This window comes from Sphingomonas sp. GW821-FHT03E12 (genome assembly GCF_059420685.1).
This window is the reverse complement of sequence record NZ_JBWKUF010000004.1, coordinates 636,666-655,120: the sequence shown is the minus strand read 5'-3', so window position 1 is coordinate 655,120 and position 18,455 is coordinate 636,666. Positions and strand designations below refer to the sequence as shown.

General features: G+C 67.1%; 25 protein-coding genes. 10 read left to right on the top strand and 15 right to left on the bottom strand.

Annotated elements, in window-relative coordinates; all coding sequences use genetic code 11:
- Positions 1-7: 7 nt before the first annotated feature.
- From AC07TU_RS16400 to AC07TU_RS16380, 5 genes are all read right to left on the bottom strand, one after another.
- Positions 8-373 carry a response regulator gene (locus AC07TU_RS16400; protein WP_495188978.1) on the bottom strand — a complete coding sequence of 122 codons (366 nt, stop codon included), beginning with the start codon at positions 371-373 and terminating at the stop codon, positions 8-10.
- Positions 374-449: 76 nt separating this feature from the next.
- Positions 450-878, bottom strand: a complete 429-nt coding sequence (locus tag AC07TU_RS16395) for a chemotaxis protein CheW (RefSeq protein WP_066575896.1) — start codon at positions 876-878, stop codon at positions 450-452.
- The gene (locus AC07TU_RS16390) at positions 878-3,181 is read right to left on the bottom strand and encodes a chemotaxis protein CheA (RefSeq protein WP_495188977.1); all 2,304 of its coding nucleotides are present in this window, start codon (positions 3,179-3,181) and stop codon (positions 878-880) included. Before AC07TU_RS16390 ends, AC07TU_RS16395 begins: the two co-directional genes overlap by 1 nt.
- Positions 3,182-3,233: 52 nt before the next feature.
- A complete protein-coding gene (locus tag AC07TU_RS16385) occupies positions 3,234-4,265 on the bottom strand; it encodes an oxidoreductase (protein WP_495188976.1) in 1,032 nt (343 codons plus the stop codon).
- Between the two features lie 17 nt (positions 4,266-4,282).
- The gene (locus tag AC07TU_RS16380; RefSeq protein WP_495188975.1) at positions 4,283-4,927 is read right to left on the bottom strand and encodes a histidine phosphotransferase family protein; all 645 of its coding nucleotides are present in this window, start codon (positions 4,925-4,927) and stop codon (positions 4,283-4,285) included.
- 130 nt (positions 4,928-5,057) lie between these two features.
- Between AC07TU_RS16380 and AC07TU_RS16375 the strand changes: the two genes are divergently transcribed.
- Positions 5,058-6,326: a serine hydrolase domain-containing protein gene (locus AC07TU_RS16375; RefSeq protein ID WP_495188974.1), complete on the top strand. Its 1,269-nt coding sequence runs from the start codon at positions 5,058-5,060 to the stop codon at positions 6,324-6,326.
- A gap of 4 nt (positions 6,327-6,330) precedes the next feature.
- Here AC07TU_RS16375 and AC07TU_RS16370 read toward each other — a convergent pair whose 3' ends face one another.
- Complete coding sequence (locus AC07TU_RS16370; protein WP_495188973.1) at positions 6,331-6,720, bottom strand: winged helix-turn-helix transcriptional regulator; 390 nt, start codon at positions 6,718-6,720, stop codon at positions 6,331-6,333.
- Between the two features lie 84 nt (positions 6,721-6,804).
- Here AC07TU_RS16370 and AC07TU_RS16365 point away from each other — a divergent pair, with 84 nt between their 5' ends.
- Complete coding sequence (locus AC07TU_RS16365; RefSeq protein WP_495188972.1) at positions 6,805-7,566, top strand: SDR family oxidoreductase; 762 nt, start codon at positions 6,805-6,807, stop codon at positions 7,564-7,566.
- A gap of 14 nt (positions 7,567-7,580) precedes the next feature.
- Here AC07TU_RS16365 and AC07TU_RS16360 read toward each other — a convergent pair whose 3' ends face one another.
- Entirely contained in the window at positions 7,581-7,727 is a 147-nt protein-coding gene (locus AC07TU_RS16360) for a lmo0937 family membrane protein (RefSeq protein WP_495188971.1), read from the bottom strand.
- Between the two features lie 199 nt (positions 7,728-7,926).
- Here AC07TU_RS16360 and AC07TU_RS16355 point away from each other — a divergent pair, with 199 nt between their 5' ends.
- Genes AC07TU_RS16355 through AC07TU_RS16345 form a run of 3 tightly spaced genes read left to right on the top strand, consistent with a single transcriptional unit; the run spans position 7,927 to position 9,330 of the window.
- Positions 7,927-8,334: a group III truncated hemoglobin gene (locus AC07TU_RS16355; RefSeq protein WP_495188970.1), complete on the top strand. Its 408-nt coding sequence runs from the start codon at positions 7,927-7,929 to the stop codon at positions 8,332-8,334.
- A gap of 26 nt (positions 8,335-8,360) precedes the next feature.
- Positions 8,361-9,056: an alternative oxidase gene (locus AC07TU_RS16350; protein WP_495188969.1), complete on the top strand. Its 696-nt coding sequence runs from the start codon at positions 8,361-8,363 to the stop codon at positions 9,054-9,056.
- A gap of 1 nt (position 9,057) precedes the next feature.
- Positions 9,058-9,330 carry a TehB family protein gene (locus tag AC07TU_RS16345; protein WP_495188968.1) on the top strand — a complete coding sequence of 91 codons (273 nt, stop codon included), beginning with the start codon at positions 9,058-9,060 and terminating at the stop codon, positions 9,328-9,330.
- A gap of 6 nt (positions 9,331-9,336) precedes the next feature.
- Here AC07TU_RS16345 and AC07TU_RS16340 read toward each other — a convergent pair whose 3' ends face one another.
- Complete coding sequence (locus AC07TU_RS16340; protein ID WP_495188967.1) at positions 9,337-9,741, bottom strand: M67 family metallopeptidase; 405 nt, start codon at positions 9,739-9,741, stop codon at positions 9,337-9,339.
- A gap of 18 nt (positions 9,742-9,759) precedes the next feature.
- Between AC07TU_RS16340 and AC07TU_RS16335 the strand changes: the two genes are divergently transcribed.
- The 3 genes from AC07TU_RS16335 (at position 9,760) to mtgA (ending at position 12,429) form a co-directional block, all read left to right on the top strand.
- Positions 9,760-10,713: an RluA family pseudouridine synthase gene (locus AC07TU_RS16335; RefSeq protein ID WP_495188966.1), complete on the top strand. Its 954-nt coding sequence runs from the start codon at positions 9,760-9,762 to the stop codon at positions 10,711-10,713.
- 82 nt (positions 10,714-10,795) lie between these two features.
- Positions 10,796-11,701 (top strand): RNA polymerase sigma factor RpoH, encoded by a 906-nt coding sequence (rpoH, locus tag AC07TU_RS16330; RefSeq protein WP_066575916.1) that lies wholly within the window; start codon positions 10,796-10,798, stop codon positions 11,699-11,701.
- A gap of 38 nt (positions 11,702-11,739) precedes the next feature.
- Positions 11,740-12,429, top strand: a complete 690-nt coding sequence (gene mtgA, locus AC07TU_RS16325; RefSeq protein ID WP_495188965.1) for a monofunctional biosynthetic peptidoglycan transglycosylase — start codon at positions 11,740-11,742, stop codon at positions 12,427-12,429.
- Between the two features lie 85 nt (positions 12,430-12,514).
- On the opposite strand, the gene AC07TU_RS16320 is transcribed toward mtgA, so the two are convergent.
- The 6 genes from AC07TU_RS16320 to AC07TU_RS16295 form a co-directional block, all read right to left on the bottom strand.
- Positions 12,515-12,793: a hypothetical protein gene (locus tag AC07TU_RS16320; RefSeq protein ID WP_495188964.1), complete on the bottom strand. Its 279-nt coding sequence runs from the start codon at positions 12,791-12,793 to the stop codon at positions 12,515-12,517.
- A gap of 76 nt (positions 12,794-12,869) precedes the next feature.
- Positions 12,870-13,193: a YbaB/EbfC family nucleoid-associated protein gene (locus tag AC07TU_RS16315; protein ID WP_343519359.1), complete on the bottom strand. Its 324-nt coding sequence runs from the start codon at positions 13,191-13,193 to the stop codon at positions 12,870-12,872.
- Entirely contained in the window at positions 13,190-14,803 is a 1,614-nt protein-coding gene (locus AC07TU_RS16310; protein ID WP_495188963.1) for a DNA polymerase III subunit gamma/tau, read from the bottom strand. The genes AC07TU_RS16315 and AC07TU_RS16310 overlap by 4 nt, the downstream gene beginning before the upstream one ends.
- A 97-nt stretch (positions 14,804-14,900) precedes the next feature.
- The gene (locus AC07TU_RS16305; protein WP_495188962.1) at positions 14,901-15,431 is read right to left on the bottom strand and encodes a hypothetical protein; all 531 of its coding nucleotides are present in this window, start codon (positions 15,429-15,431) and stop codon (positions 14,901-14,903) included.
- Positions 15,432-15,447: 16 nt separating this feature from the next.
- On the bottom strand, positions 15,448-15,717 hold the full coding sequence (locus AC07TU_RS16300; protein WP_495188961.1) for a hypothetical protein: 270 nt from the start codon (positions 15,715-15,717) through the stop codon (positions 15,448-15,450).
- Positions 15,718-15,838: 121 nt separating this feature from the next.
- Positions 15,839-16,966, bottom strand: coding sequence for a hypothetical protein (locus AC07TU_RS16295; protein WP_495188960.1), 1,128 nt, complete (start codon positions 16,964-16,966; stop codon positions 15,839-15,841).
- A gap of 178 nt (positions 16,967-17,144) precedes the next feature.
- On the opposite strand from AC07TU_RS16295, the gene AC07TU_RS16290 reads away from it, so the two are divergent.
- Positions 17,145-17,447 carry a hypothetical protein gene (locus AC07TU_RS16290; protein WP_495188959.1) on the top strand — a complete coding sequence of 101 codons (303 nt, stop codon included), beginning with the start codon at positions 17,145-17,147 and terminating at the stop codon, positions 17,445-17,447.
- Positions 17,444-18,022 carry a surface-adhesin E family protein gene (locus tag AC07TU_RS16285; protein ID WP_495188958.1) on the top strand — a complete coding sequence of 193 codons (579 nt, stop codon included), beginning with the start codon at positions 17,444-17,446 and terminating at the stop codon, positions 18,020-18,022. The genes AC07TU_RS16290 and AC07TU_RS16285 overlap by 4 nt, the downstream gene beginning before the upstream one ends.
- Here the strand turns inward: AC07TU_RS16285 and AC07TU_RS16280 are convergent.
- The gene (locus AC07TU_RS16280) at positions 17,928-18,284 is read right to left on the bottom strand and encodes a hypothetical protein (RefSeq protein ID WP_495188957.1); all 357 of its coding nucleotides are present in this window, start codon (positions 18,282-18,284) and stop codon (positions 17,928-17,930) included. The genes AC07TU_RS16285 and AC07TU_RS16280 overlap by 95 nt on opposite strands.
- Positions 18,285-18,455 lie beyond the last annotated feature (171 nt).

Here is an 18,455-nt window from a genome sequence, read left to right as displayed (position 1 = left end):
GCGGCCCTCAGGCGACGCCGACGATCTGGAGCTTGCTTTCAAGCGTCTCGCGGTCGAACGGCTTCATGACATATTCGTCGGCGCCCGCCTCGATCGCGGCGCGGATATAGGCCATGCCGTTCTCGGTGGTGCAGAACACCACCTTGGGCTTCTGGCTGATGCCGCTGTCCTTGAGCGCGCGCAGGAAGTCCATCCCACTCATCACCGGCATGTTCCAGTCGAGCAGGACGACATCGGGCACCGAGTCCAGGCACGCGTCGAGTGCCTCGCGTCCGTCGCCGGCCTCGCGCACCTCGAAATTGAGGGTTTCGAGGATGTGACGCGCCACTTTGCGGATCACCTTGGAATCATCGACGACGAGGCAGGTCTTCATGTTGGGCCATTCCCGGATTTTGGCGCGTTCACCGGCAGTTGTGCCTGAAAGATGTAATCACCACGTTAATGCCAATTCACGCGGCCTGAGCAGGCGTCGCGGGCACCAGCGCGGTCAGGTCGATCGCCAGGATCGGCTCTCCGTCGCGCTCGACCAATCCGATTCCTGCGCGCTGCCAGGCTTCGGACAGCGGCACGCCCGAGGCGAGCGGATGCAGGACGAACGGCGCGACATCGTCAAGCGCATCGACCAGCAGCGCGTAGTGATGGCCGTCGACACGGGTGATGACCGCGCGGCTGGCATCCTGTCCGCCCGTCATGCCCAGCGCCGCGACGGTATCGATCACCGTCACGACCCGGCTGCGCAGCGCGGCGAGCCCGCGGACATGGCCGCCTGCGCGGGGAACCGCGACGATCGTGCCGATATCCACCACCGATTCGACCTGGTCGGCGCCGATCGCCACCGCCTGCCCCGCGACGTGCGCGATGAGAAACAGCCGTTCCATCACTTCCCCCGTGCAACACTGGCGAGCGCGCCGAGCAGCGCGTCGCGATCATAGCGCCAGATGCTTCCGTCGCCCTCGCAGCCACGCTTGCTGCGCAGCCGGACGACCGGTGCCTTGACGGCATGCGCTTCGGCCGGGCTGTCGAGCGCCAGCACGACATCCGCGTGCGCGCCGGGATCGAGCGTCACGCGATAGCCCGCGGTTTCGAGCATCGGCTGGACGAAGGTGCGCATCCACCCGTCCTCACCGCCCGTGAGCAGGCAGAGCGGTGCCGCATCCTGATCCGCACCCGCCTCGCCATGTTCGGCAAACAGCCAGTGCGGGTCGAGCAATTCGACCGGTTCGCCGTCGAGCAGCACCGCACCGGCAATCGGGCCGGGGACGCCCGCCGCAACGACGTCCACCGGAAGCGTCACGATATCTGCGGCTTCTGCAATGACATAGCCAATCTCGCTTACACCGTCTTGCAAGCGAAGGACCGACCATATCGGCGCGTTGCCCAGCTCGCATTGTGCGGCAAGCGGGATGATCCGCCCATCGATGGTCAGGCGCATCCGCCCGGCCGCATGACGGATCGCATCGGCCTCGACCTGCTCGATGCGATCGACCACGCCGAGCGGCACTGCGCGCCGCGCACCGTCGAGATCGACGAAGACCAGCGCCTGGACGCCTTCGGCCTCCGCCTCGACGGCTTCCTCGGCGTCCTCGGCCAGCACGTCGTGGATGAACTGGAGCCCGGCATCGCGCGCGATCCCGCCGCAATCGAGCAGCAGCATCGGGCGGCCGCTGTCGGGTAGCGTCTGGCCGGCATAGACGCCCGTCGCCATGATCGCGGGCGCGGCGGGCTTGATGACCAGTTCCTCATTGTCGAGCACGTCGTCGACGCGCAGCGCATAGCTGCCCTCGCCCACGCTCACGATCGCCAGCATCGTGTGCATCGGGCAGACATTGCCGCCGATTTCGAGGACGCTGGCCAGCTCGACCAGCGGAAGCCGCCGGTCGCGCACCGTCACCACCTCGGCGCTGCCGATGCGATCGACACGGATCGAGTCGCTCGATTCGCTGACGATCTCCTCGATCGCCTGGCGCGGCACGGCAAAACGCTGGCCTGCCGCAGCGACGACGATCGTCGGGATGATCGAAAGCGTGAGCGGGACGCGGATCAGGATGCGCAGGCCCTTGCCGGGCTGGCTGTCGAGATCGACGCGGCCGCCGATCTGCTCGATCGCGGCGCGGACCACATCCATGCCGACGCCGCGGCCGGAAATCTCCGAAACCTCGTCCTTGCTGGACAGTCCCGGCTCGAACACCAGTTCCTGCTTGGCCCGATCGCTGAGCGCACGCAGCGCACGCTCGTCGCGGCCGGTATCGGCGAGCTTGCGGATTAGCCGCTCGGTGTCGATACCGCGGCCGTCATCGGCGATCTCGACGACGATCTGGTTGCCCGACTGGCGCGCGGCGACGCTGAGGCGGCCATGCTCGCGCTTGCCCGCGGCGCGGCGGCCCTCGGGCGATTCGATGCCATGATCGATCGAATTGCGGATGATGTGGACCAGCGGATCGCGCAGCACCTCGATCATCTCGCGGTCGAGTTCGACCTCGGCGCCGTCGATCTGGAGGTTGACCGACTTGCCCAGGCTCGCCGCGGTGTCGCGGACCATCCGCGGCAGCGCCGAGAAGAGCGCGTCGATCTTCTGCATGCGGGTGCGGGTGACGGTATCGCGCAGGTCCGCAACAGTCGCCGACATGCGCTCCAGCGCAGCCTCGACCTGCGGGTCGACCTCGGCATTGCGCAACCGCCGCGACAGCTCGTTACGGGCGAGTACCATGTCCGACATGCCGCTCATCATCCGGTCGAGCAGGTCGACATTGAGGCGCACGCTGCGCGCCGCCGCGCGCTGCGCCGCCGGAACGGCGGCCTGAATCACTTCCGCCGACCCCTCGGCCAGCGCCGCGATCAGCAGATCCTCGCCGCTGTCATCAAGCCCGGCACCGGCGTCGATCGCCTCGACCAGCTCGCCGATCCGGTCGACCACCGCCAGCACGGCGTTGACCAGCGCGCGGTCGGGCGTCCGTTCTCCGGCGCGCACCGCGGCCAGAACATCCTCTGCAGCATGGCTAAGGCGCGCAAGGCGCGGGAGGTCGAGGAAACCGCAGCTTCCCTTCACCGTGTGGACGAAGCGGAAGATGGCATCCAGACGCGCGCGATCGTCCGGATTCGCCTCCCAGGCGACGATCTCGCCCGACAGCGCTTCCAGCGTCTCTCGCGTCTCCGCGATGAATTCTTGCAGCAGGTCGTCCACAATGCCCCCACACGGTCCGGCCGGTCATGGCCGTGCAGGCGTTAAGACTGGGTTAGCCAGCTTGCGGGATTTTGACTTCGGTGTGCGATTCCGCGCTGCGCAGCCCTGCGTCGAGGACTTCCATCACCGCGATCGCGTCCGCGGCCGGAACCGGGTTCGCACCCTCGCCCCGCACCGCCGCGGCGAGCGCCTGCCAGAACAGGCGGTAGTTCCCGGCGACATTGGGGACGGGCATGCTCGATCCGTCGGCGCGGGTAAGGATGCCGTCGACCGGATCGACGCCCCAACTCCCCTCACCCGGCACCTTCCCGGCGACGGTCGCCGCTTCCTGCGGATCGATGCCGTGCTTGACCCAGCTGCCGCCCGTGCCGTGCACCTTGAAGCGGAGCGTGTTGGCGGCGGCCAGCTTGCTGGCGTGGAGGGTCACGCGAAGCGCGGGATAGCGCAGCACGGCCTGGAAATAGTCCGGCGCAGGCGCGTCTGCGCGGAGCGTGGCAATATCGGCGGTGATACCGATCGGCCGCCCGAACAGCTGAAGCGCCTGATCGACGAGATGCGGCCCCAGATCGAGCCATACGCCGCCGGGCCGCGCTTCCTTCCATACCGCCGCCGGAACCGGGCGCCAGCGATCGAACCGGCTTTCGAGCTCGACGATCTCGCCAAGTGCCCGGTCGGTGATCAGATCCTGCAGCGTCCGGAAATCGGCATCCCAGCGGCGGTTCTGGAAGGCGGTGACGATCACGCCCTTCGCCTCCCCCTCCGCCGCGATCGCGCGCGCATCGGCGAGCGTGGTGGCGAAGGGCTTGTCGATCAGCACATGCTTGCCCGCCCGGATCGCAGCCAGCGCATGTTCGGCGTGGAGTTCGTCGGGGCTCGAAACGACAACGAGATCGATCCCCGGCTCGGCGAGCAGCGCCGCGACATCGGGCACCACGCGCATGCCGGGCAGATCGGCATGGACCTTGGCCGGATCGCGAGAGACCACGGCGCGCAGGCGCATCCCCGGGGTGATCTGCACATAGGGCGCATGAAAGGCCCGGCCGCCCAGGCCATAGCCGATCAGACCGACACCGATCTCATCCATCGCCCTGCCTCCGCCAATCAGGCGAGCTTGAACGCCGCCCCGAACAACAGCACCGGCGCATCGGAGGGCGAGACCTGAAGGTCGCCGCCGCCCTGCGCAACGAGCTGATGCACCAGATAGGCCGCCGCCGCGCGCGGGGTGACGGGCGCGTCGCCCGTGTCGCCGGTCAGCGCGCCGCGCAGCTCCTGGTCGAGCACGATGCGCGGCCCGTCCGCGCGGACCACGATCTCGACCATGCCGTCGCGCGCCTCCGCGCCGATATCGAGCTGGCCGCCGCGGACCAGCGCGTCGCCGCCGATCAGCGCGAGGTTGAGCAGCACCTTGATCACCTGCTTGGGAAGCTGCGGATCCTCGACCATCCAGCCGATCGAGACGCGATGATTGTCGCCGAACAGTCCCTCGATCGCCGCCTGTGCCTCGCGCGTATCCACCGTGTCGCCGAACCCGCCCGCGGCGCCGAAGGCCAAGCGGAAGAATTTGAGCTTGTTCGCGCTTGCCCGCGCGCTTTCGGCGAGCAGCTCGAGGCAGCGTGCGCGCATCTCCGGGTCGTTCTCGTCCGCCAGCAGCTCCAGCCCGTTGTTGAGCGCGCCCACGGGACTCAGCAGGTCGTGGCAGAGGCGCGAGCAAAGCAGGCTGGCGAAGTCGGTGGGCGAGATGGTCACATGATGCTCCGGCAATTCGCGCAACTCTTTGGCGCAGCGAGGGCAATGCCGCAAGCAAACGATCTTTCATCCCGGCGTGAAGCCCGATAGCCTCGTCCGAAACGAGCGGAGAGGATAGATGCGGCGAACGATGATGACAGCGTTGACCGGGGTAATGCTGGCCGCCGCGGTGCCGTTGCCGGCGCTGGCGCAGGAGCGCCCGGCGGTCAGCGAGACGCTGCGCATCGACAAGAAGCGGATCGATGCCATGCTTGCGACAATGGTCGCGGACGGCCGCGCCGCCGGGGTTTCGGCACTGGTGTGGAAGGACGGCCGCGAGGCCTATTATGGTGAGCGCGGCTCTGCCGATCGAGAGGGCAACAAGCCCTTCCACCGCGACACCCTGGTCCAGATCTGGTCGATGACCAAGCCCGTTACCGGGGTCGCGCTGATGCAGCTTTGGGAGCAGGGGAAGTTCCGGCTCGACGATCCGCTCGCGCGCTACCTGCCCGAATTCGCCAGTCCGCTGGTGCAGGACGGCACCGACAAGGACGGCAAGCCGCTGTGGCGCGCCGCCAGCCGCGCGATCACGATCCGCGATGTGCTGCGCCACACTGCGGGCTTTGCCTATGGCGACGGACCGACCGCGGCGCACAAGGCCTTCGCCGCCGCCGACCCGCTCAACCTCGACAATGACCTTGCCGAATTCGGCCGCAGGCTGGCCAAGGTGCCCTTACTGTCGGAGCCGGGCACCGAATGGCATTACAGCGCTGCGGTGGATGTCCAGGCGCTGCTGGTCGAGCGCCTCTCAGGCATGAAGTTCGCCGACTATGTCCGCACGCATATCTTCGAGCCGCTCAAGATGCGCGAGGCCGCATGGCACCAGCCGATGGACCGCCTCCCCCGCCTTGCCGCGACCTATGTGAAGCAGGACGGCAAGCTCGTCCGCCAGCCCGATGTGCAGACGCAGCGGATGAACTTCCCCGGCGCAAAGCTGACGATGGGCGGTGCGGGCATCGTCGCGCCGATCGATGATTATATGCGTTTCGCCCGGATGCTGCTCAACGGCGGCGAGCTTGACGGCGCGCGCATCCTCAAGCCCGCGACGATCCGGCTGATGGCAACCGACCAGCTCGATCCCGCGGTCAAGGAGCGCGAATGGCTGATGGGCAAGATCGACGGCGGGTTCGGCTTCGACTTCGCGGTGCGCACCGCGCGCCCCGACAAGCCGGAGCGTAATCGCGGTGCGGTCGGCGAATTCTTCTGGGATGGCATGGCCTCGACCCTGTTCTGGGTCGATCCGGCGAACCGCATGGCGACGGTGTTCTTCGTCCAGACCATCCCGTTCGACGGCACGCTCCACACCGATATCCGCAAGGCCGTGTACGGCGCGGACTATCTGGGGCCGCCGGGAAATTGAGCCGTCAGCTGCCGCGCGTGTCGAAGCCGGCACGCGCGGCAAGGACCGTCTCCAGATTGGCTTCTGCCCAGAGCCAGACGCCGCAGAACGCCTCGCCCAGGCTCTCGCCCACCGGGGTCAGCCGATAATCGACGCGCGGCGGCACGACCGCATGCACGGTGCGGGTGACCATGCCGTCGCGCTCCATCCGCCGCAGCGTCTGGGTGAGCATCTTCTGGCTGATCTCCGGCACCAGCTTCGAGAGCTGGGTGAAGCGCAGCTCGCCATGCTGCTCCAGCGTCTCGAGCAGGATCATCGTCCATTTGTCGGCAACATTGCCGATCAGCTCGTTGACCAGGGCATCGACACGCGGATCCGCCGCGTGCCACTCGCAGGATTTCACATTACTCTCCATTAGGTGGGTATAAATCTTTCGGGTGCCTTCTTTCCAGCTGAAAGTGTCGCGCTACATCGCCCCCACCCATTCAGGAGGCACCCCATGAAGACCAATGGCAACACCATCCTCATCACCGGCGGCGGCTCGGGCATCGGCGAAGCGCTGGCGCAGCGGTTCCACGACGCGGGCAACACCGTCATCATCGCCGGCCGCCGCCGCGCGGCGCTCGAGGCGGCGATCGCCGGCCGGCCCAACATGCACGCGATGACGCTCGACATCGAAAGCCCCGAGGCGATCGAGGCGTTCGCCCGCGACCTCCTCGCGGCGCATCCCTCGCTCAACGTCCTGATCAACAATGCCGGCGTCATGCAGCATGAGGATGTCGGCACCCGCCACGACCTGACCGGTGCCGAAGCGACGATCACCACCAACCTGCTCGGCCCGATCCGGCTGACCAACGCGCTGGTCGATCACCTGAAGGCACAGGCGGACGCGGCGATCGTCAACGTGACGTCCGGCCTCGCTTTCGTGCCGCTGGTCGTGGCGGCGACCTACAGCGCGACCAAGGCGGCGATCCACAGCTACACCGTGGCGCTGCGCGAGACCTTGGCCGGGCAGGTCGAGGTGATCGAGCTCGCGCCACCCGCAACGCAAACCGACCTGACGCCGGGTCAGCGCACCCGCGAGGGCTATCAGCCGCTCGGCGAATTCGCGGACGAGGTCATGGTGTTGTTCAACCAGTCCCCGACGCCGAAGGAAATCATCGTCGAGCGCGTCAAGCTGCTTCGCTACGCCGAGGCCGAGGGGCGCTTCGACGCGGCGCTGGCGGCGATCACCGCGCTGGTGAAGGGCGGCGGGCACTGACCCGCCGCCTCTGTTCAGACGCCGCTGCGTCCGCGCAGAAACTGCACCACGATCACGATCAACGCGACGACCAGCAGCAGGTGGATCAGTCCACCCGCAACGTCGAGCGAGAAGCCCAGCAGCCATAGCAACAGAATGACGACGGCAATGGTCCAGAGCATGGTAAACTCCCTTATTCCAAAGAGATAACCTGACCGGCCGCCGAATGTTCCCCGCCCGGGATCGTCGCCTGTCGATCCGAGGCGCCCGCCCGACGAAGCGGCGGGCGCCTCGGAGCCGGAGCGCACGCTGGTCCGCCGGCACAGACCTGAGGCGATTTGTCCAATGGGAGCCGGCCAGGCGGGTTCCTAGATGCGCCGCATGAGCGGAGACAGAGCAAGCGAACGGCACGGGATCGACGAAGACAGCCTTCGCGCGCTGGTCGACGCATTCTACGCGCGGGTTCGCGCCGATGCGGCGCTCGGCCCGGTGTTCGACGATGCGATCCACGACTGGCCCGAACATCTCAACCAGCTGACCGATTTCTGGTCGTCGGTGATGCTCACCAGCGGCCGCTACAAGGGCCAGCCGGTCCCCATGCACAAGAAGCATGGCGATCGCATCACCCCTGCCCTGTTCGACCGCTGGCTCGCTTTATGGGCGGAAACCACCAACGAGCTGATGACCCCGGACGCCGCCATGGCGCTCCAGCTCAAGGCCGCGCGGATCGCGGAGAGCCTCCAACTCGCACTGTTCTTCAAACTGCCCGACCGCGGAACCGCGGCCTGAGCATCAATTCAGGAAGGAGCATAACCATGCCGAATACCCACACGCCGCTGATCGACCTCAGCATCCATCACGAGCCGGTCGATTTCTCGGACCGCGTTGCGCTTGGCTTCACCAAGCTGCTGCGCTTCTGCGCCGACACGTTTTTCGCCAAGCGCTACGGCCATCGCGCGATCGTGCTCGAAACCGTGGCGGCGGTGCCCGGCATGGTCGGCGCGACGATCACCCATCTCAAATGCCTGCGCCGCATGTGCGACGATCAGGGATGGATCCGCACCCTGATGGAGGAGGCGGAGAATGAACGGATGCACCTGATGACCTTCATCCATGTCGCCCGACCGACCTGGTTCGAGCGCGCAGTGATCGTCGGCGTGCAATGGGTGTTCTATCTGGCCTTCTTCGCGCTCTACCTGATCAGCCCGAAGACCGCGCATCGCGTCGTCGGCTATTTCGAGGAAGAGGCGGTGATCAGCTACACCCACTATCTCGCCGAGATCGACGAGGGCCGCTCCCCCAACGTCCCGGCCCCGGACATCGCGAAACATTATTGGCAGCTTCCCGACGATGCGACGCTGCGGGACGTGGTGCTGGTGGTCCGCGCCGACGAGGCGCATCACCGTGACGTCAACCATGGCTTTGCCAGCGAACTGGCCGGCCTGCCTGTCGATCACGCCAGGATCGCACCCTATCCCGTGCACGCCGACGACATCCGGCAGGCCGCCTGAAATGACCGGGCCCTATCGCTCGACACCGGTGTTCGACGAAGCGACGCTCCCCGCGGCGCTTCGCTCGGACCATTCGACCAAGGCGGGCGTCTGGGCCATGATCCGCGTTCTGGAAGGGCGCGTGCGGCTGCTCTATGCCGAGCCGCCCGCCGAACGCGTTCTCGGGCCGGGTGATGCCGGGCTGTGCCTGCCCCGGCAGATGCATAGCGTCGAGCCGATCGGCGCGATGAAGATGCGGGTCGATTTCCATGACACCGACCCGAGTCACAGCTGACGCCGCTCAGCCGATCTCCAGGACGGCCGGTGCAAAGCGCCCATGGTGGCTGCCGTTTGCCACGGCCTGCCAGCCTGTGACGTCTCCACCCGCGACAATCAGCCACAGCCGCCCGTCCGGAGCCGCCATGGCCGCATCGGTCGCAGAAGGGCGAGCGTCCCCCGACGGATGCGAATGCCAATAGCCCGCAAGCACCGGCCCGCCCGCCCGCTCGGCGCGGATCGCCGAGAACAGCGCGGCGGGGTCGATCTCGAAATGGATGAGCGGGTTTCCGGCGACATTCGCGTCGATGCTGGCGGCGTCCACGGCACCGTCTTCACCGAACAACAGCCCGCATGCCTCGCTCGGCGCAGCTTCCGCGGCAGCACGCTGAACTAGTTCGACAACACACCTTGAAATCCGGACCCTCATTCCCATCTCCCTACGACAATGAGTCCGGGGGTTTCCACACTAGAAGCGCGGATTGCAGACGCGGCCAATGGCTGGCGTCTCGACCGGGCTTTGGCGGACGCCCTGCCCACGCTTTCGCGCGAGCGGATCAAGGCGCTGATCTCGACCGGCAACGTCACCGGCCCCGACGGGCAGGTACGCGATCCCAAGAAGAAGGCGCCGGGTGGCGCGCTGTTCCGTATCGACGTTCCCGAGCCCGCGGCCGCGCACAACGAGCCGCAGGATATCGCGCTCAACATCGTGTTCGAGGACGAGCATCTGATCGTCATCGACAAGCAGGCGGGCCTCGTCGTCCATCCGGCGGCGGGCAATTTCGACGGGACCCTGGTCAACGCCCTGCTCCACCATTGCCAGGGCAGCCTGTCGGGCATCGGCGGCGTGGCGCGGCCGGGGATCGTCCACCGGATCGACAAGGATACGTCGGGGCTCATGGTCGCGGCCAAGACCGATCGCGCGCATGTCGGGCTCGCCCGCCAGTTCAAGGCGCACTCGATCGACCGACGCTACAAGGCGATCGTCTCGGGCCGGCCCAAGACCGGCAGCGGCACGGTCGACGCGCCGCTCGCCCGCTCGCCGCTGAACCGCAAGAAGATGGCGATCGTCGCCGGCGGCAAGCGCGCGGTGACACATTGGCAATTGTGTCAGCTTCGACAACTCGACCAAGCGGCGTTGGTCGAATGCCGGCTGGAAACCGGGCGCACGCATCAGGTACGCGTGCACATGGCGTCGATCGGCCACCCCTTGATCGGGGATCCGGTCTATGGCAGAACGAAAAAAGAACATCGTGAGCTGTTGGAAACCCTGGGTTTCCATCGTCAGGCCTTACATGCGGCGCATTTGGGGTTTATCCACCCCATCAATAGCCAGGCTTTGGCTTTTGAAAGTCGAATGCCGCCCGACATGCAGGAACTGTTCGACCGGCTCGTCGTATAGACTTTCACAGACCCGTCTTCGGAGGGTCGCACATTGTCCTCGCCGCTTCAGGGGGGACGCTCAAAAAGGGAGTAAGCAGATCATGGCAAGCGGAAGCAACGTCCCGGCGACGATCCCCGCACTCGGCGGTGAGCAGAGCCTCAACCGCTATCTGGCCGAGATCAAGAAGTTTCCGATCCTGGCGCCCGAGCAGGAATATATGCTCGCCAAGCGCTTCCAGGAACATGGCGATCCCGAAGCTGCGGCGCAGCTCGTGACCAGCCATTTGCGCCTCGTTGCGAAGATCGCGATGGGCTACCGCGGCTATGGCCTGCCGGTGTCCGAGCTGATCTCCGAGGGCAATATCGGCCTGATGCAGGGCGTGAAGAAGTTCGAGCCCGATCGGGGCTTCCGCCTCGCTACCTATGCGATGTGGTGGATCCGCGCCTCGATCCAGGAATTCATCCTGCGGTCGTGGAGCCTCGTGAAGATGGGCACCACCGCTGCGCAGAAGAAGCTGTTCTTCAACCTGCGCCGGATGAAGGCCAAGCTCGACGCGTTCGAGGATGGCGACCTGTCCCCCGAACACCTTGCCAAGATCGCCAAGGATCTGGGCGTCACCGAGGAAGAAGTCACCTCGATGAACCGCCGCATGGCGATGGGTGGCGACACGTCGCTCAACGTGCCGATGCGCGAAGATGGCGAGGGCCAGTGGCAGGACTGGCTCGCCGACGACAGTGCGCTGCAGGACGAGGTCGTGGCCGAGGCACAGGAGGCGGATGTCCGCCACACCATGCTGACCGAAGCGATGGACGAGCTCAACGAGCGTGAGCAGCACATCCTGACCGAACGCCGCCTGACCGACGATCCCAAGACGCTTGAGGAGCTGTCGCAGGTCTATGGCGTCAGCCGCGAGCGCGTGCGCCAGATTGAGGTGCGCGCGTTCGAGAAGCTGCAAAAGGCGATGATGCGGCTGGCCGGCGACCGGCGCTTGCTCGCCGTCGGCTGACGGCGCGTCCGGGGGCGGAATTGGCGGCAGCAACTGGCATGCGGCGATGGGGCCGCCGGCTCATCGTCTGGGCCGGCAAGGGTCTGCTTGTGTTCATCGCGGGCTCGCTGCTGCTGGTGCTGCTCTTCCGCTTCGTTCCCCCGCCCTTCACCCTGACGATGGCGGGCGACCTTATCTCGGGCCATGGCATCAGCAAGCAATGGGTGCCGCTGAGCCGGATTGACCCCGACATGGCGCGCGCGGCGATCGCGGCCGAGGATTCATCCTTCTGCACGCACAGCGGCTTCGACTATGATGCGATCGCCGCGGCGATGTACCGCAACGCCAAGGGCGGCAAGGTGCTGCGCGGCGGATCGACGATCAGCCAGCAGACCGCCAAGAACGTCTTCCTGTGGCAGAGCGGCGGCTTCTTCCGCAAGGGACTGGAGGCGTGGTTCACCATCCTGATCGAGCTGATCTGGCCCAAGAAGCGGATCATGGAAGTCTATCTGAACGTCGCCGAGACCGGGATCGGCACCTATGGCGTCGAGGCCGGCTCGCTGCGCTATTTCGGGCACAGCGCAGCGAAGATGACCCGAGCCGAGGCGGCACGGATTGCCGCCGTGCTCCCGCTGCCCAAGAAGCGGGCGGGCGTCGCACCCAAGGGTTTCACCCGCCGCTACGGCAATTCGATCGCGGCACGAATCGGTGTCGTCCAGAACGACGGGCTCGATGCCTGCCTGCGCTGAGCGGCTACAGAAATCATTTTCCTACACGCCGCCGATTTGAAACATTTGCCTGACGCTCTTTGACATCGTCAGGCAAATTGACCGGCTACTGGACCGAATTCTCGATCCGTTGCCCCGCCTTCTCGGCGGCGTCACCGACCTTTTCCGCGCCCGCGCCCACTTTCCTGGCGGCTTCGGTGATGGCAGCGTCCTTCTTGGTCTCGCTGCCCTTGTCGCTGAGGAAGAAAAACGCGCCGACCACCACGATCACCAGGGCGATCAGGCCCAGGATCAGCCCGCCGCCGCCGCTGCGGCGTTCGATGATCGTCGTGGTATGCGTCGGCGTTTCGACGCGGGTCGCTTCGCTGCGGTCATCGTCGCTCATGTCGTATCTCCCGATGGATTGACAGACAGGCGACCCCAACGGCCGCAGTGAAGCGATTGTTCCCGCTACGAAATCCTCAGAAGGGCAGTTTGAAGCCCGGCGGCAGCGGAATGCCGCTGGAAAGCTTCGACATCTCGGTCTGCGCCGCAGCGTCCGCCTTTGCGCGTGCATCGTTGAGCGCGGCGGCGATCAGGTCTTCCAGCATCTGCTTCTCGCTGGGCGCGAGCAGCGATTCATCGATATCGACGCCGATGATGCGGCCCTTGGCGCTCGCCTTGACCTTGACCAGGCCGCCGCCGGAAGCGCCCTCAACCTCGATCCCGTCGAGATTGGCCTGAGCCTTGGTCAGCTCGTCCTGGACGTTCTGCGCCATGGCCATGATGTCTTCGATACTCTTCATCCGTACTTCCTATCTCGTGTCCAGCTTTTCAGTTCAGCGTCCGGAAAGGCTTGCATCGCGGCAGCCACAATCGGTGTCGCCAGTACAGCCTCACGTTCCGCAATGGCGTCAGCGGCCTTGATCTCCGTCAGCGTCTGCCCGCCCGGCGCGTCGATCACGCGGAGCGACCAGCGCTTGCCAAGCACGCGGCGGATCGTCTGCTCGAAATCACTCACCAGATCGGCAGGCAGGCCCTGGCTGCTCACTTCGATCACCGGTTCATTGAACGCGATCACGCGCATGAGGTTGCGCGCGCGCGCGGACACGTGATGCTCATGCGCCGCTTCCAGCCGCTCCAGCGCCTCGACGAAATCGCGCGGCGCAGCCGGTTCGGTCGGCCCGGACGGTGCCGCCACCGGCGCGGCACCGACGGGCAGGCCCTCCGCGATCTTCCGCGCCAGATCGCCCGGATCGGGCAGGGTCGAGGCATGGATCACGCGGAGCAACGCCATTTCGCAAGCCTCGATCGGCAGCGCGGCGCGGATCACCTCGTCATGGCCGCGCAGCAGCAACTGCCACAGCCGGTGGAGCGCCGGGAAGCCGAGCTTGCCTGCCCACTCCGCCAGCGCCGCGGTTTCCTCCGCCGCCTGCCCCGGTACCGCCTCGTTGCCGAGCTTCGACAGGGTGACGCGGTGGACCGTTTCGAGCAGCGACTTGAGCACCGCCTGCGGATCGACGCCGAGGTCATACTGGTCGCGGAGCGCGCCCAATGCGCCCGGCGCATCACCCTCGATCACCCGGCCGAACAGCGCGCGGATGGCATTGCGGTCCGACAGGCCGAGCATGGTGCGGACCGCATCCGCACTCACCGCCCCGCCCTCGATCCCCGCATGGGCGATCGCCTGATCGAGGATCGACAGGCCGTCGCGGGCCGAACCCTCGGCCGCACGGGCGATCATCGCCAGCGCCTCGGGCTCCGCCTCGGCGCCTTCGGCCGCGACCACCTCGGCGAAATGCGCCGCAAGCTTCTCGGCGGGAATGCGACGCAGATCGAAGCGCTGGCAGCGCGACAGGACCGTCACCGGCACCTTCTGCACCTCGGTCGTCGCGAACAGGAACTTCACGTGGCCCGGCGGCTCTTCGAGCGTCTTGAGCAACGCGTTGAACGCGTTCTTCGACAGCATGTGGACTTCGTCGATGATATAGATCTTGTACCGCGCCGACACCGCCGCGTAGCGCGAGGCATCGATGATCTCGCGGACGTCGTCGACGCCGGTATGGCTCGCCGCGTCCATCTCGATCACGTCGATGTGCCGCCCCTCGGCGATCGCGCGGCACGGCTCGCACACCCCGCACGGATCGATCGTCGGCCCGCCCTGCCCGTCCGGGCCAATGCAGTTGAGCGCCTTGGCGATCAGCCGCGCGGTCGAGGTCTTACCCACCCCGCGCACGCCGGTCAGCAGAAAGGCGTGCGCCAGCCGGTCGCGCTTGATCGCGTTGCCCAGCGTCTGGACCATCGCATCCTGCCCGATGAGCTGGGCGAAGGTCTGCGGCCGGTATTTGCGCGCGAGGACGCGATAGGCGGCATCACGCGGCTGGGGCGGTTCGTCGAGGCCAAGGGAGTCAGACATGCGGAACGCAACCTAGCGATCCGATCGGCAAACCGCCATGCCCCGATGCGCGGGATTCACAGATTTCGGACCGGCTCCGGACTCCTTCTGCCACGATTCATTCGGGTGCGCGGAACAGCCGCTCGATCAGCTGCGGATGCGGCTCGAGCGGCATCCACGGCGCGTAATCGTCGGCCTGCTGGGCGATCAGCCGCGCCGCGACCAGCCTGCCATCGACCGCGAACATCGCCATCGAGCGTGCACGGCGGACCAGATTGTCGCCCGCGAACAGGAACAAAGCCGTCTGCCGCGCCGGTGCGAAGCCGCGGCCCGGAACGAAGCCGCCGCCGAATTCGGTAAAGGGCCGGCCGGTCGCCTGATTCTGCAACAGCAGCGGATCGAGCGCCTCGGGCCGCACCCAGGGCAGCAGCGCGAGGACCAGGCTCAATCGCTCGCGCCAGCCGAGTTCGTGCGCCGTCACCACGGCACCATAGGCGCATGGGTCGCGGAACGCGGGCGGCGGCAAGCTGACCATCGGCCCGGCAGCGTCACGCTCCGCGATGCGGCGCAGGCGCTCCTCGAGGACGCGGGTGAACCAATCGGCCTCACGGTCGAGCGTGGCGGCGAGCGGGGCGTAGCTTGAGGGCATCGGTCAGTCCCCGAAATCAGTTGTTGTCGAGCGGCCAGCGGCTGTGGCGGCCGCGGTCGCCCAGGTCGATCAGATCGTCATTGGGATCGTTCCTGCGGGTAACGCCGAAGCCCTCCCCGGCCTCCGCCGTCTCCTCCCACGCGGCGGCGCGGGTTCCGGCGCGCGCGCGACTGTCCTGATACGCCCGGTCGCGGACGCGCTTCATCCGCCGCCACAGCAAGGGCATCGCGACGAACGGCAGCAACACGCAGGCGAGGATGACGATCGCGTGCAGGAAATCGGCCATATGCGTACCCCCTGACGCGCCATCCAAGCGAATGTGCGCGGGCGGCGCAACCGCAAAGCGTATGACGATGCCCGGAAGACGGCGGGTTCGCGCGGCGTGCGGCGGCGTGAAGGGAGCGGCCCTAGGCCATGACCGACGCCCTCTCCTCCCCATCCTGTCCGGCAAGCCCTTCCTCCCCGCGGCACAGAGCGAGCCAGGCGTCGCGTTCGGCGAGGCCGGCGGCGATGAAGGGCGCGATCTCACGGTCGCGCAGCGCCTCGCGCGCCTCTTCCTCCTCGCCGGTCAGCTCGCGCGCATAGTCCTCGTCATCGGGGTCGCCCTCCGCCTCGCCGTCATAATCCTCGGGCGGCGGGAAGTTGGTGCGCCATGCCTCCACATAGTCGCACCACCAGACGCGCTGGGCGCGCTTCTCCGCGTCCAGTTGACGAAGCTGACGGAGCTCGCGGGAAATTTCGTCCCCGTCATCTTCCGCCCCGGCTTCGGGATCGGTTTCGGGTTCGGGTGGGGCGAGCTGGACCAGCCCGGCGGCCTCGGCGCGGACCCATTGTTCGGCGGTCCAGTGCGCGCGGTCGGCGGGGTCGAGGTCCGCAGTGTCGAGCGGCTCGGCGAGATCGGTGTGCGTGCGCAGCCAGCGATCGGCGCGGGCGAGCGTGCGGATCGGGGCGAGATCGTCCTCGCTCGCCCGGGTGCCGCACGCGCCGATCCGCGCGGCGAGGAACAGGCCGGCGCGCGCCGGGGCGGCATCGCGCGCGACGAGATCGAGCAGTTGCTCGAAATCGGCGGCGGCGAGGCGAACCGCGGCGGTATTGGCATCGGTGCAGGCGGCATCTGCGCGCCGGTCGAGCCGGGTCAGCATGCGCCAGGCCAGCATATTATCGTGGCGGTGACGGGTGACGGTGCGGCCGTCATCGGCGGTGACCGTGGTGCGCACGCCGTTGAGCGCGCGCTCCATCAACTCGTCGGCAAGGACGTCGCGCGAGCGGAGCAAGGCGGCGTCCCAGGCGAGGCGGAAGGCGGCGCCGCGCGCGGCGTTGCGCAGCGCATAGGCCGACTGGCGCGACATATCGACGATGGCGCAGGCGCGGGTGATGGGGTGGCCGAGCGACAGCGCGGTGAGGAAGCGTTTCTGCTTCTCCGCGGTCCAGCCGTCATAGCGCTGTGCGTCGGGGACGCCGGGTTCGAGGTCGTGGAAGGCGGCGTGGTTGAAGGTGAAATCGGGATCGGGATTGGTGTGGGTGATCGCGTTCATAGCCCTGGTCCTCTCGTGCGTTCTGGAGGACCCTCTAGGTATGCCGGAATGGGGGCTGTAGGAAAGTCATTTGTTCCATCTATGTTCCGATCCGACACGTCACCCAATCCGCGGCGTGGGTCATTGACGCCATCCCCCCGGGTGCGGCAGCCTCACACGGGGCAAGATGGGGGATGGCATGAAGCATTTGCGATGGGGCATGATCGCGGTAGCGATCGCGATGGGCGGCTGCGCAGCCAAGCCGTTTCCGACCTACAGCCCGGCCGAGATCGCCGCGGCGAAGGCGGCGCTGGAGACGCGCGGCGGATTCAACAAGTCGCTGGTGAGCGCGGCGGTGGTGCAGCAGACCCCGCTCGGCGCGTGCGTGCGGGTGTGCGAGAAGCAATATGACCGCTGCGACCCCCGGAAATGGGCCGAGGGCACGTGCGACGCCTGGTACGTGCAGTGCGTAGGGCTGTGCCACACGAAGTATGGCGGATGAAGATCGCGGCAATCGGGCTGGCGGCGGGCGCGCTGGCGATCGGCGGGCAATCCTTTCCGCCGGCATCGGACGATGGCGGCGCGATGCCGGGCTGGGTGAGCAGCCTGCCGCGGCAGGGCTGGATCTATGCCGGCACTGAGACGCGCACCGAGCGGCTGCCGATGCCGCGGGCCCGGCGGGGGGCGACGCCCGCCCCCTCCCCGGCGCCGACCGAGGCCAGCACCGAGCAGGCGACCCTGTTCTATCGCGAGGTCACGCGCAGGCCGACCGGGCTGGTCGAGGCGTGGGTCCGCTTCGAGCTCAAGGACCGGCTGCCGGTGATCCCGTTCCGGTCGGTGGTGACGCTGGCCGAGTTCGACTGCGTGCAGAACACCCGGCGCCTGACCGGCGCGCGCTTCTATAGCGGCCCGGCGATGACCGGCACGGTCGAGACGACCGCGACATGGGAATATCAGCCCAAGATCCCGTCGCCGTGGGACGTCAGCGGGCGGCTGCAGAAGCTGGTGTGCGCCGCGGCGCCGCCGATGGGAGGGAACCCGCCGGGCGGCGGGCATGTGCTGCGGGGGATACCCTAGGCGCGGCGCGGGTGGCGTGCCGAAAGGCGGCGCCGCGCGCGGCGTTGCGCAGCACATAGGCCGACTGGCGCGACATATCGACGATGGCGCAGGCGCGGTTGATCGGGTGGCCGAGCGACAGCGCGGTGAGGAAGCGCTTCTGCTTCTCCGCGGTCCAGCCATTGTAGCGCTCGGAATCGGGGACGCCGGGTTCAAGCTCGTGGAAAGCGGCGTGATCGAAGGTGAAATCGGCTTCGGGATCGGTCTGGGTGATCGCGTTCATGGCCAAGGTCCTCATCGTGTCGTGCAGAGGACCGTCTAGGTATGCCGGAATGGGGGCTGTAGGAAAGTTCTATTTTTGTTCCATACCCGATATGCTATGCTACCTGCCGCCCATTGACGTTTGGAGCCGACTTACGTGACAGTGAGACCGAAAGCGCAAGGGGGGCAGCGC